Raw genomic sequence first — 11,622 nt, 5'->3', positions numbered from 1 at the left:
GAGGGTGCGCCCTCACCCCGAGCGGCGAACTAACCAAAAAAAAGACCCCCCCCCCACCCCCCCCCCCCCCCCCCCCCCCCCCCCCCCCCCCCCCCGCGACGGTCGGCGGATCAGTTCAGATCGAACTGTCCGTTCTTGGCGCCGGCGATGAAGCCCAGCCAGCCCGCCCGGTTGAACAGCAGCACCGGGCCGCCCTGGTCCTTGCTGTCCCGCAGGGCCACCGCGGCCGGCCCCGTCCCCAGTGGCGCGACCTCGACGCAGTTCGAGGTCTGGCTGCGCGTGCTCTTGCGCCACGGGGCGTCGGCGAGCCGCGCGCGGACGGACGGCGTGTTGCGGATCTGGTTCATGGTCTCACTCCTGAGGTGAACTGCACCGATGGAACGAGTGGCGTCGCACGACCCGACGGTGGCCCCCCGTGATCACCGTTCCGTCAGGCGCCCGGAGTGCCGGCGGCGTTGGGTCGGCGCCGTTGCCGACCCGTACGCCACCGTGGACGCGGTCGCCGTGCCGGGCAGCCGTCCCGTCGCCTCGATCAGCCAGGAGAGGGTGTCCGATGCGGAGAGCGCCGCCGTGCATAACCACTCGAACACCACTTTATAGCGATTTAGCGCGTTTACCTCGGTCGACATGACGTCGGTGAACCCCCCTTCGATGGCCAGCGTCTCCGGATCGAGGGGGTCCGCGAAGCGGTATACGGAGAACGCCGTCGGCGGGAGGTACCAGTTGGCGATCCGGGTGTCGCGGGGCAGCACGTGCAGCGTGATGTTCGGCAGCATCGCCAGCTCGCAGAGCTGCCCCAACTGCTCGCGCAGCACCTCGGGCGGCGCGGTCCGGACGCCGAGCGCCGCCTCCTCCAGCACCGCCGTGTAGCGGGGTGCGTCGGGCGTGCGGGTCAGCAGCGACTGGCGGGCCAGCCGGGCTTGCACCTCGGTGTCGATGTCCTCCCCGGCCTCCGGGTCGCCCGCCTCCTCGTCGACCTGGCGGGCCGAGGCGATCCGCACCGACGCGTAGCCCGGCGTCTGGAGCAGGCCCGGGACCAGGACCGGGTTGTACTCGGAGATCTCCGCGCAGCCCGCCTCCAGCTCGGCGAAGCTGCGCTGCTGCTGGGTCATCACCGGGTAGTTCTTCAGCCAACCGCGGATGTCGCCGGCCTCCTGGGTGATGCCGAGGAGTTCCTCGCGCAGCGCCCGCTCGGCGCCGTAGAGGTCGAGCAGGACGCGGACGTCGTCGGGATCCGGACGGCTGCGGCCGTTCTCCAGGCGGGACAACTTGGACGCGGAGGCCCAGCCGATCCGCTCGATGACCTGGTCCCCGGTGAGACCGCTGGCCTCGCGCAACCGGCGCAGTTCGGTGCCCAACCTGCGACGGCGCAGGATCGGGCTGGGTGAGGCAGGAGGCACGACGTCCTCTTTTCCGTGGACCGCCACAGACGCGACGGTAACTGTATGAAGTTCGCCCCCCACGGTCAGTATGGACGGCGCAACCCCCGCCGGAGGTCCCGGCGGGGGCGTGTCTCGCAGAAAAGAGGACCGTGGAAGGGCGTGGCGGCCGGTCCGACGCCGTCCCGACCCGGCCGTGCGACTCCCGACCGCGTCGAGACGCGCACCACCCCGCCGGAGGGACCCATGCGCACCGTCCTGCGCCGCCCGGATTTCCGCCTGCTCTTCGGCGGCCTGCTCGCCAGCATGGCCGCCGAGTCGATCCTGCTGCTCGCCCTCGCCATCTGGGTGAAGGACCTGACCGGGTCGGACGGGCTGGCCGGAGCCACCATCTTCGCGGTCATCGCGCCGATGACACTGGCCCCGCTGGTCGGATGGTTCGTCGACCGCTACCCGCGCCGCCCGTTCTTCGTGGCGGCGAACCTGGTGACGGCGGTGCTGCTCACCCCGCTGTTAGCCGTCCACGACCGGGCCGACGTGTGGATCATCTACGCGGTGGCGGCCCTGTACGGCCTGTCGTACATCACGCTCAGCGCCGCGCTCAGCGGCCTGATCCGGCAGCTCGTGCCGCTGGACCTGCTGGCCGAGGCCAACGGCGTGCTCCAGACCGTACGCCAGGGGCTGCGGCTGATCGGCCCGCTGGCCGGCGCCGGCCTCTACGCCGCCGTCGGCGGGTGGATGCTGGCCGCGATCGGGATGGTCGGGTTCCTGTCCGCCGCAGCCGTGGTCGGGGCGCTGCGGACGACGGAGTCACCGCCCGCCGGGCCCGGGTCGCGCTGGCTCGCGGAGGTGGGCGCCGGGCTGCGACACCTGGCCCGGGAGCCGGCGCTGCGCCGGGCGCTGTTCGGCTACGGGCTGGGCTCGCTGGCGATGGGTTTCAGCGAGTCGTTGATCTTCGCGTACGTCGACCGGGGTCTCGGCCGGGACGCCGCGTTCGTCGGCGTGCTGGTCACCGTGCAGGGGGTCGGCGGGCTGGTCGGGGGGCTGCTCTCCCCGGCGGTGGTGCGCCGGGCGGGCGAGGTGGGCACGCTCGCCGCCGGGGTGGCGTTCTTCGGGCCGGCCTCGCTGGCGCTGACGTACCCGAACCTCTGGCTCGGCTTCGTCGCGGTGCTGCTGGCCGGGGTGTCGTTGCCGCTGACCATGGTCGGCCTGCACACGCTCATCCAGCGACGCACCCCGCCCGGGTTGCTCGGCCGGGTCGCCGCGGCCTCGGAGGCCGTGGTGAGCGGCCCGCAGGCGTTCTCCATCGGCGCCGGGGCGCTGCTCGTCGGGGCGCTGGACTACCGCCTGCTCTTCGCCCTGATCGGCCTGGCCACCCTGCTCGCCGGCGGCTACCTCTGGCACGGCCGCACCCTCAGCCCCCCGCCGGTGGCCCGGATCCCCGCCCCGCGACGCCCGGCCGACCGGCCCGGTCCCGCCGACGGGCTCGCCCCGGCCGACCGGCTCGCCCCCGCAGGGCAGGAGGTCGTCGGCACGGGCCGCCCGCGGCGGGGGCGGTGACGGCTCCCGGCGGGGTCGCCCCCGCGTCCGGCCGCCCGGGCCGCCGGACGCGACGAGCGGCCGGCCCGTCCGGGCCGGCCGCTCGTCGGCGGGTGGTGCGCCAGGTCAGGCGGACAGGCCGGCCAGGTGCTGCTTGACCTGCGTGATCGAGGGGTTGGTCAGGGCGCTGCCGTCGGCGAAGCGCAGCGTCGGGACGGTCTGGTTGCCGCCGTTGACGCTCATCACGAACTCCGCGGCCTTCGGGTCCTGCTCGATGTCGACCACCTCGTACCCGATGCCCTCCCGGTCGAGCTGCGACTTCAGCCGGTGGCAGTAGCCGCACCAGGGGGTGGAATACAGCGTCAGCATGGTCAGATCCTCCAACGGTCCGCCCGGCGGCTTGCCGATCAAGCCCAGGCTAACCGCTGCAACGCCCGGCGGAGCTGAGACAATTCCTCGCTGTGGTGGTTCACTCAGCGTCCGAACGCGTGCTCGCCGGTCTGGATCCGGAGCAGCGGTCGGCGGTGACCGCCCCCGCCGGCCCCGTCTGCATCCTGGCCGGCGCCGGCACCGGCAAGACCCGGGCCGTCACCTCCCGGATCGCCCACCGGGCGCTGTCCGGGGAGATCTCGGCCCGGCACGTGCTGGCGGTGACCTTCACCGCCCGGGCCGCCGCCGAGATGCGGAGCCGGCTCGCCGTGCTCGGCGTGCCGGGGGTGCAGGCGCGGACCTTCCACGCGGCGGCGCTGCGTCAGGTGCGCTACTTCGCGCCCCGGCTGCTGGAGGGGCGGGCCATGCCCGAGCTGCTGGACAGCAAGGTCCGGCTGGTCACCATCGCCGCGGCCAAGGCCGGCCTGCGCGCCGACCGGGCGGCGGCCCGGGACCTGGCCGGTGAGATCGAGTGGGCCAAGTCGTCGCTGGTGGAGCCGGGTGAGTACGTCGTCGCGGCGGCGAAGGCGCTGCGGGACACCCCGCACGAGCCGGCGAAGGTCGCCGACGTCTTCGCCGCGTACGAGCGCCTCAAGCGGTCCAACGGCGTGATCGACTTCGAGGACATGCTGCGTGCCGCGGTCTGGGGGATCGAGGAGCACCGGGACGTCGCCGAGCAGGTCCGCGCCCAGTACCGGCACTTCGTGGTCGACGAGTACCAGGACGTCAACCCGCTCCAGCAGCGGCTGCTGGAGGCGTGGCTGGGCGGCCGGGACGACCTGACCGTGGTCGGCGACGCCAGCCAGACGATCTACTCGTTCACCGGGGCCACGTCGTCCTACCTGGTCGACTTCCCGCGCCGGTACCGCGGGGCGACGGTGGTCCGGCTGGTCCGCGACTACCGCTCCACCCCGCAGGTCGTCGGGCTGGCCAACGCGGTGATCTCGCAGGCGCGGGGCGCCGAGGCGCGGCTGCGGCTGGAGCTGGTCGGCCAGCGCCCGCCCGGCCCCGAACCGGAGCTGCGGATCTTCACCGACGAGCCGGCCGAGGCCAACGCGGTCGCCGCCCGCTGCCGCGCGCTGGTCGACGCCGGCACCCCGGCGAAGGAGATCGCCGTGCTGTTCCGGACCAACGCGCAGTCCGAGGCGTACGAGAAGGCGCTGACCGAGGCGCGGGTGCCGTACGTGGTGCAGGGAGCGGAGCGGTTCTTCGAGCGGGCCGAGGTCCGGCAGGCGATGGTCGCGCTGCGGGCCGCCACCCGCGCGATCCCGGGGGAGACCCCGCTGCCGGCCGCCGTGGTCGAGGCGCTCGCGGCGGTCGGCTGGGCCCCCGACGCCGCCCCGGCCGGTGGCGCCGCCCGCGAGCGGTGGGAGGCGCTCGCCGCGCTGGTCCAGCTCGCCGAGGAGTACGCGGCCACCCCGGAGGTGCTGCCGATCGGGCCGGCCGCCTCCGTCGAGCGCCCGGTCACCCTGGCCGACTTCAACGACGAGCTGGCCCGGCGGGCCGCCGCCCAGCACGTGCCGACCGTCGACGGGGTGACCCTGGCGTCGCTGCACTCGGCGAAGGGGCTGGAGTGGGACGCGGTCTTCCTGGTCGGCCTCTCCGAGGGCACCCTGCCCACCACGTACGCCAAGACCGTCGAGCAGGTCGAGGAGGAACGCCGGCTGCTCTACGTCGGCATCACCCGGGCGCGGGAGTGGCTGTGGCTGTCGTACGCCTCGGCCCGTTCGCCGGGTGGGCGGGCCCGGCGGCCGTCGCGGTTCCTGCCGCAGCTGGACCGCTCGGGCGGCACGGAGCGGGCCGGCGCCGGCCCGGGGCGGCGGCCGGAGCGGCGACGGACCCAGATCGTGTCCTGCCGGATCTGCGGCGCCACCCTGCTCGCCGGGCCGGACCGCAAGCTCGGCCGCTGCCCCACCTGCCCCTCCGACATCGACGACGAGCTGCACGAACGGCTGCGCGAGTGGCGCCAGCGGGTGGCCGGCGGGCAGCGGGTTCCGGCCTATGTGGTCTTCACCGACGCCACGCTGGTCGCGCTGGCCGAGCGGCGTCCCGCCCGGGCGGAGGAACTGATCGCGATCGCCGGAATCGGGCCGCGCAAGCTCGGCCTCTACGGGGAGGCGGTGCTGGCGCTGGTGGCGGGCGCGGCGGTCGACGACGTCTGCCCGGAGAAAAACTTCGAAATCTCGTCGTAAATTCGTTTGCCCTCGCCCCCGGGCGAGGAATAGCCTCATGGCACACCTCGCGAGCGGCGCCATTCGGGCTGCTCACGAGGGGTCGAGACCGTGTCGGCACGAGAGAACGTCAGGGAGGTGGCACCAATGGAGATCTTCTACATCAACGAGCGTCCGGCGGCGCTGCCCGCTGCCGTCGTTCCGCTGTCGGCTGTCCGGGTGGCCCACGCCGCCACGCGACCGTCGGTTCCGCAGGTGCACCAGGTCGAGGCTCAGGCCGAGCTGATCCTCGCTCCCGCGCCGACCGGAATCCAGGGGACCAGTGGCTTCACGGGCAAGGGCGTCGATGTCGCCAACAAGCGCATGGACGTTCGCGGAGTTCCACCTCGAGGTAGACCAGTCTGATCCATCAGACCACCGGCTCACCTCGAGGCCGCGGAACCCGCTACCGGGATCCGCGGCCTCAGTTTTTTTGCCCGTCAAGTACGTCGGAAGTGCGATCCACGAGATCGAAAACGAGAGAGAGGTGACCGGGCGATGAGTCTGGCGTTGGCCCCGCTCGACGTGAGCGTCGAGGTGGAGGCGAACCTGCCCTGCCGGAAGTTCGACCCCGACCTGTGGTTCTCCGACTCGCCCGCCGAGCTCGAGCTGGCCAAGTCGCTCTGCGGGGACTGCCCGCTGCGCGTCGAGTGCCTGGCCGGCGCGGTGGAGCGGGCCGAGCCCTGGGGCGTCTGGGGCGGCGAGATCTTCGAGCGTGGCGCGGTCGTCCCGCGTAAGCGGCCCCGTGGTCGCCCGCGCAAGGAGGACCTCGCCCGCGACGCGGCGCTCCGGGTCGAGGCCGAGGCGCGGCTGGCGGCCAGTGGGCTGTCCGAGTCGCGCAACGCGGTCCGGCTGGCAGCCTGACATGAACCCGATCCGTCCCACCCACGCCGGTCTCGCACCGGCGACGAGAGAGCTGACCACCATGCTGAACGTTCTTAACGGAGTCGCCGAAATGCAACTACTTCACGAAGCGTTGTCCCGGGCTCGAATGCGCCGGCCTCAGGCCGGTCGTACCACCACGAGCACTGAGGCAACCCGTTCCGCCCGCACCGTCGCCATGAGCAGCCGTAACCGATCGGCGCGCGACCTGGGCGTTCTCTAGATCCACACTGATGCCCGAGGGGCGGTGGCCGGTTCGGCCACCGCCCCTCGGCGCGTTCCGTCCGTCGTCCTCCGGCGCGTGTCGGGCATTGTCGCGTCGCGGCGACCGGTCAGGGGACCGGGGCGAAGCCCGGCAGCCAGCGCTCCAGGATGCCCCGGTAGGGCGCCTTCGCCTCCAACTGGCAGAGCACGCCGATCGACCCGAGCGTCACCCGGTGGATGAGCAGGTACGACGGCGGCAGGTTGAGCTGCCGGCTCAGTTGGTACGCGGGGGAGCGGGGGCTGGCCAGCCGGGTCGCCTCGGCGCGCAGCCAGGCCCGGCTGAACCGGAACTCCTCGGCGGCGATGGGCTCCAGCATCGGGCGGAGGAAGTCGAGCACCGCCTGGGCGTCGATCTCCTCGGTCGAGGCGATGAAGCCCTCGGACCGCAGGCCCGCCACCACCTCGTCGGCGTCGCCCCGCAGGGCCAACGCGGCGATCCGGCCGATCGGCTCGGGAGTGCCCTCCGGCATCCGGGCGACCGCGCCGAAGTCGATCACGCCGAGCCGCCCGTCCGCCAGCAGCCGGAAGTTGCCCGGGTGCGGGTCGGCGTGCAGCAGCCCGGCCCGCTGCGGCGCGGACAGGTGCAGGATGGCCATCAACCGGCCGGCCTCGTCGCGCTGCTCCTCGGTGCCCTCGCGGATGATGTCCGCCAGCGGGGTGCCCTCGACCCACTCGGTGACCAGGACCCGGGGCGACGCGGAGACCACCGCCGGGACGTAGATCTCCGGGTCGTCGGCGTACGCGGCGGCGAAGGCGCGCTGCGACTCGGCCTCCAGCTCGTAGTCGAGTTCCTCGGTGATCCGTTCCCGCAGCTCGACCAGGAGCGGCTTGACGTCCAGCCCGGGCTGGATCGCCCGGAACATCCCGCCCAGCCGGGAGAGCTGCTTGAGGTCGGCGAGCAGGGCGTCGCCCGCGCCCGGGTACTGGATCTTCACGGCGACCTCGCGGCTGTGCGGCGCACCCGACGGGCCGTAGCCCGGCTCCCGCCACACCGCCCGGTGCACCTGGCCGATGCTGGCCGCGGCGGCCGGCGCGTCGTCGAACTCCACGAACCGGTCCCGCCAGTCCGGGCCGAGCTGCTCGGTGAGCACCTTGTGCACGCTGGCCGCCGGCAGCGGCGGCGCGGCCTCCTGGAGCTTGGTCAGCGCCTGCCGGTAGGGGGCGGCGATCTCCTCGGGCAGGGCGGCCTCGAAGACCGACAGCGCCTGGCCGAACTTCATGGCACCGCCCTTGAGCTGCCCCAGCACGCTGAACAGCTGCTCGGCGGTGCGCTGCTGGATCTCGGCGGAGATCACGTCGGAGGCGAGCCCGGTGACGCGCTTACCCATGCCCAGAACGGTCCGACCGGCGAAGCCGAGCGGCAGAGCGGCGAGCTTGGCGGTCCGGGACACGGCCCGGCGCGGGATGTCGGTCACCCGGTCATTGTTACCGACGCGGGGGGCCTGCGGCTGCTCTGCCGCCGGGCTGGGTGGATGGACCCCGCCCTTCGGGGGCCCGCCGACCGGGCCCGGGGGCCCACGGGACGGCCGTCGCCGCGTCCCCGCGCGGGCCACCGGTGTCCGCCGGGGCGGGTCACCGGCGGCGGTCACCGGCGTCCCCGCGCGCAGACGCAGGAGGGGTGCGGGGGCCACACCCGGCGGCGGAACCGGCCGGGCCCGGCGATCTCCACCGCGCAGCCGAGCGTCTCCGGGGCGCTCCCGTCGAGCTGGGCGAGTGCCTCCGCCGCCGCGTACGCCGCGGCCGCGAGGAGGGTCGCGGTGGCGCACGCCTGCTCCGCGCCGCCGGCGAGCTGGGCGGCCAGCGCCGGCCAGTCCGGGTCGAGGTCCGTCCGGTGCAGGTCGAGGCAGTTCAGGCAGGGGCCGGCGGGCGGGCGGACGAGCGGGCCGACCACGGGCACGCCCTCCCGGAGGGCGACCAGCAGGTGCGGCTGGCGGCGCCGGGCGTGCGCGGCGGCGAGCAGGGCGGCCGGGCGGTCCGCGCCGAGCAGGACGACCAGGTCGGCCCGACCGGGCCGGAGCGGACCCGTGCCCGTGCCCGGGGCGGCGTGCTCGACGGCGGCGCGTACCGCCGGGGCCAGCGGGCGGCCGATCGCGGCGGCCGGGATCCCGGTGCCGACCAGGTCCGCCGGGCGGACCGGGCCGGTCAGGTCCGGGTGCACGTGCCCGACCCCGGCCTGGGCCAGGGCGAGCGCGATCGGGGCGCCGAGGCGGCCGGCCCCGCTGACCACGACCCGGGCGGCCAGCCGGCGGCGTAGCACCTGGGCGGGCGTGCCGGGCAGCCGGGCGGCGACCAGCGCCAGCGCCCCGGCCTCGGCGGCGAGCCGGGCCCGGGACGGCCCGGCCAGGTCCCTCGGCAGCAGCGTGTGCGCGGGTACGACCAGGCCCGCGGCCCGCAGCGCGTCGAGCAGGGTGCGGGCCGCGTCGGGCGCCACCTCGGCGGTGACGGCCTGCTCCAGCACCAGCCGCTCGCTGCGGGTGCCGTCGAGCAGGTCGAGCAGCCGGGCCGCCCGGGGATCGGCGATCTCCAGCAGGACGGCGCGGCCCGGCTCGACGCCGAGCTGGAGGGTGTGCCGGTCCCGCCAGAGGCGGGTGAGGCCGGGCAGCAGCGTGGGGCGGGGGAGCGGGGCTCGACGCATGACAACGAATCGTGACCGCGTCCGTGCTGTCCGTCGATCGTTGTCCACAGGTGTGCGGGTCCCTGTCCAGCGCTGTCCACAGGACATTCCGCGATATCCACAACCGGCCGGTAACCATGTCGGCGAGCCGACAGTAGCGACGGGTGGGGGAGCGTGGCGGCGCGCGACCGGCGCCGGGCAGAGCTCGGGCCGGGCCGTTCGGGTGGTGGCCCGCGACCCGGACCGGGCGCGGGGACGCCGGAGGGGGTGGCCGGCGGCCACCCCCTCCGAAGCTCCCGTACGGGTCAGACCTTCGCCTTGCCCAGGATGCGGTTCACTGTTGTGCCGCACACCGGACACTTGCCCTTGGCCATGTTCATCCCGGTCTTCGAGACCTCGACGCGTCCCTCGAAGTCCCGCTTCTCCTTGCACTTGACGCAGTAACCGTTGTAGGTCTGGGCCTGGTCGGCCACGGTGCCCTCCTCGTCTCGTCCGCCGGCCGATGCCGTCCCGGCGGGTTGCCCGGCGGCGGGCCACGCGGGCGCCGGCGCTGGGTCGTTCTCCCGCAGCCACCGTCGTGACCGCTGGTGCGCGGACCCTACCCAGGTCTGGGCGGTTCCATGTCAGCTGTGCTTCGCCACTGTGAGCAAGTCGACGTCGAGAGTGTGCATGGCGAATTACGTCTGATAAGTCAGTTTGGCGGGGACACGCCGACCGAACCCGGTCGAAAGCCCCCGTGCGGGGGCCCCGAGCTGCGCCCGGCCGGGTGATCACCTACGGTTGTGGTGCGTCGGCGCCCGCCCGTCGTCGGTCGCCACGAAGGGTGACGACGGCGATTCCCGGCCACCCGTTCAAAGTTTTTTCGGGACTCTGCCGACCAATCATCATTTTCCGGGCGCGTGTCGTCGTGTTGACTCTTGCGGACCCCTGGTCAGTACGCATTAGCTTTCCTTCGTGGCAGGAATCCGAGGCTGCGCGGTCTGCTGATGGCAGGGGCGCGCAAGCCGGTCGTCGAAGTGCGGCGCAGCCAGCGCCGGCGACGGACGGTGTCCGCGTACCGCGACGGTGAGCGGGTCGTCGTCCTCATTCCGGACCAGTTCTCCCGGGCCGAGGAGAGCGAGTGGGTCGACCGGATGCTCGCCCGGCTGGCTGCCCGGGAGGGGCGACTCGCCCGGTCCGACGCCGAACTGCTCGCCCGGGCCACCCGACTGATCAGGCTCTATCTGGCCGAGCACGGCGCGCAGGCGGTGCCGACGAGCGTCCGCTGGGTGACCAACCAGAACGGCCGCTGGGGGTCCTGCACCCCCGCCGACGGCACGATCCGCATCTCGCACCGGGTCCAGGACATGCCGGACTGGGTGATCGACTACGTGCTCCTGCACGAGCTCGCGCACCTCATCGTGCCCAGCCACAACGCCCGGTTCTGGGCGCTCGTCGCGCGCTACCCGAAGACCGAGCGGGCGCGCGGCTATCTGGAGGGCGTCGCCGCGGTCGCCGGCGCCCCGCTGGCCGACTGACACCCGACGCCCGCGCCGTCGCCGGGCCGACCTGCTCCGCCCGCGCCGTCGGTGCCCCGTCGGCCGGCTCCCGCGCCTGCGCATCCCGCGCCGTCGCTCGTCACCGGGCGACGGGCTAGTGTCGCGGGGTGGCCCGACGTGTGGTGGTGGCGTTGTTCGGACCGGTGACCTGGTCGCCGCCCGGCATCGACCCGGTGGACTGGCGGGCCGCGCTCGCCGAGGACGTGGTCGACCTGTTCGCCACGCTCAACGAGGTCGAGACGGCGGTCGCCGTCACGCCGGAGGATCGCTGGCTGGCCGACGCGGTGGTCTGGCCGGACACGGCCGTCCACGAGGTGCCCGAGCCGACCCCGAACGCCGTCTTCGCCGCCCTCGCCGGCACCGGGTACGACCAGGTGGCGGTGGTCGCCGGGGACGCCCCCGACGTGCCGGGCCTGACCATCGGCAAGCTGCTCCGCCCGCTCACCACCCGACCGGTGGCGGTCGCGCCGGTCGAGGGCGACGGACCGGGGCTGCTCGGCGTGGCCGCGCGGCTGCCCGTGCCGACGTGGCTGCCGCCGCTGGACCTGGACACCACGCGGCCCGCGGCCGTGCGCGCGGCGGCGCCGCGCCCCGGCGACCTGGCGGTCACCCCGGCGTGGCGTCGCCTGCGCGGACCGGCCGACCTGGCCTTCCTCGACCCGGCCGTGGAGGGCTGGGAGACCACCCGCGCGCTGCTCTCCGGCAGCGGTCGGCCCCGCTGACGGCACCGCAGGAGCCGCGCGCGACCGCACCGTGGCGAGAGGCCG

Annotated in this window: 12 protein-coding genes; 6 read left to right on the top strand and 6 right to left on the bottom strand. The window is 74.2% G+C overall.

Annotated elements, in window-relative coordinates; genetic code table 11:
• Nucleotides 1–110 precede the first annotated feature (110 nt).
• Together ACZ6O2_RS22655 and ACZ6O2_RS22650 are read right to left on the bottom strand one after the other, a co-directional pair.
• Nucleotides 111–347, bottom strand: a complete 237-nt coding sequence (locus ACZ6O2_RS22655; protein ID WP_350703842.1) for a DUF397 domain-containing protein — start codon at nt 345–347, stop codon at nt 111–113.
• 72 nt (nt 348–419) lie between these two features.
• Nucleotides 420–1,400, bottom strand: coding sequence for a helix-turn-helix domain-containing protein (locus ACZ6O2_RS22650; protein WP_350703840.1), 981 nt, complete (start codon nt 1,398–1,400; stop codon nt 420–422).
• A 225-nt stretch (nt 1,401–1,625) separates the two neighbouring features.
• On the opposite strand from ACZ6O2_RS22650, the gene ACZ6O2_RS22645 reads away from it, so the two are divergent.
• Entirely contained in the window at nt 1,626–2,939 is a 1,314-nt protein-coding gene (locus ACZ6O2_RS22645; protein WP_466024160.1) for an MFS transporter, read from the top strand.
• A 105-nt stretch (nt 2,940–3,044) separates the two neighbouring features.
• Here ACZ6O2_RS22645 and ACZ6O2_RS22640 read toward each other — a convergent pair whose 3' ends face one another.
• Nucleotides 3,045–3,287 carry a mycoredoxin gene (locus ACZ6O2_RS22640; protein WP_350703837.1) on the bottom strand — a complete coding sequence of 81 codons (243 nt, stop codon included), beginning with the start codon at nt 3,285–3,287 and terminating at the stop codon, nt 3,045–3,047.
• Nucleotides 3,288–3,379: 92 nt separating this feature from the next.
• Between ACZ6O2_RS22640 and ACZ6O2_RS22635 the strand changes: the two genes are divergently transcribed.
• From ACZ6O2_RS22635 to ACZ6O2_RS22625, 3 genes are all read left to right on the top strand, one after another.
• Nucleotides 3,380–5,539, top strand: coding sequence for an ATP-dependent DNA helicase UvrD2 (locus ACZ6O2_RS22635; RefSeq protein WP_466024159.1), 2,160 nt, complete (start codon nt 3,380–3,382; stop codon nt 5,537–5,539).
• A gap of 126 nt (nt 5,540–5,665) precedes the next feature.
• Nucleotides 5,666–5,923 carry a hypothetical protein gene (locus ACZ6O2_RS22630; protein ID WP_350703833.1) on the top strand — a complete coding sequence of 86 codons (258 nt, stop codon included), beginning with the start codon at nt 5,666–5,668 and terminating at the stop codon, nt 5,921–5,923.
• A 132-nt stretch (nt 5,924–6,055) separates the two neighbouring features.
• Entirely contained in the window at nt 6,056–6,421 is a 366-nt protein-coding gene (locus ACZ6O2_RS22625) for a WhiB family transcriptional regulator (protein ID WP_350682265.1), read from the top strand.
• Nucleotides 6,422–6,771: 350 nt separating this feature from the next.
• On the opposite strand, the gene ACZ6O2_RS22620 is transcribed toward ACZ6O2_RS22625, so the two are convergent.
• From ACZ6O2_RS22620 to ACZ6O2_RS22610, 3 genes are all read right to left on the bottom strand, one after another.
• Nucleotides 6,772–8,118 carry an ABC1 kinase family protein gene (locus tag ACZ6O2_RS22620; protein WP_350703831.1) on the bottom strand — a complete coding sequence of 449 codons (1,347 nt, stop codon included), beginning with the start codon at nt 8,116–8,118 and terminating at the stop codon, nt 6,772–6,774.
• A 170-nt stretch (nt 8,119–8,288) separates the two neighbouring features.
• On the bottom strand, nt 8,289–9,338 hold the full coding sequence (locus ACZ6O2_RS22615) for a ubiquitin-activating E1 family protein (protein WP_466024158.1): 1,050 nt from the start codon (nt 9,336–9,338) through the stop codon (nt 8,289–8,291).
• Between the two features lie 284 nt (nt 9,339–9,622).
• Nucleotides 9,623–9,790 carry a DUF5679 domain-containing protein gene (locus ACZ6O2_RS22610; protein ID WP_012014940.1) on the bottom strand — a complete coding sequence of 56 codons (168 nt, stop codon included), beginning with the start codon at nt 9,788–9,790 and terminating at the stop codon, nt 9,623–9,625.
• A gap of 513 nt (nt 9,791–10,303) precedes the next feature.
• Between ACZ6O2_RS22610 and ACZ6O2_RS22605 the strand changes: the two genes are divergently transcribed.
• Nucleotides 10,304–10,834, top strand: a complete 531-nt coding sequence (locus ACZ6O2_RS22605) for a M48 metallopeptidase family protein (RefSeq protein WP_350703827.1) — start codon at nt 10,304–10,306, stop codon at nt 10,832–10,834.
• Nucleotides 10,835–10,962: 128 nt separating this feature from the next.
• Nucleotides 10,963–11,577, top strand: a complete 615-nt coding sequence (locus tag ACZ6O2_RS22600; RefSeq protein ID WP_466024157.1) for a hypothetical protein — start codon at nt 10,963–10,965, stop codon at nt 11,575–11,577.
• The last annotated feature ends 45 nt before the right edge of the window (nt 11,578–11,622 follow it).

The organism is Micromonospora sp. NPDC048040, from assembly GCF_055587185.1.
The sequence above is the reverse complement of the archived record's forward strand: the minus strand, read 5'-3'. Positions and strand labels throughout refer to the sequence as shown.

Coding starts and splice junctions, on each gene's coding strand:
- ACZ6O2_RS22615 (WP_466024158.1), bottom strand. CDS start 9,338: ATGCGTCGAGCCCCGCTCCCCCGCCCCACGCTGCTGCCCGGCCTCACC.
- ACZ6O2_RS22625 (WP_350682265.1), top strand. CDS start 6,056: ATGAGTCTGGCGTTGGCCCCGCTCGACGTGAGCGTCGAGGTGGAGGCG.
- ACZ6O2_RS22645 (WP_466024160.1), top strand. CDS start 1,626: ATGCGCACCGTCCTGCGCCGCCCGGATTTCCGCCTGCTCTTCGGCGGC.
- ACZ6O2_RS22630 (WP_350703833.1), top strand. CDS start 5,666: ATGGAGATCTTCTACATCAACGAGCGTCCGGCGGCGCTGCCCGCTGCC.
- ACZ6O2_RS22655 (WP_350703842.1), bottom strand. CDS start 347: ATGAACCAGATCCGCAACACGCCGTCCGTCCGCGCGCGGCTCGCCGAC.
- ACZ6O2_RS22640 (WP_350703837.1), bottom strand. CDS start 3,287: ATGCTGACGCTGTATTCCACCCCCTGGTGCGGCTACTGCCACCGGCTG.
- ACZ6O2_RS22605 (WP_350703827.1), top strand. CDS start 10,304: ATGGCAGGGGCGCGCAAGCCGGTCGTCGAAGTGCGGCGCAGCCAGCGC.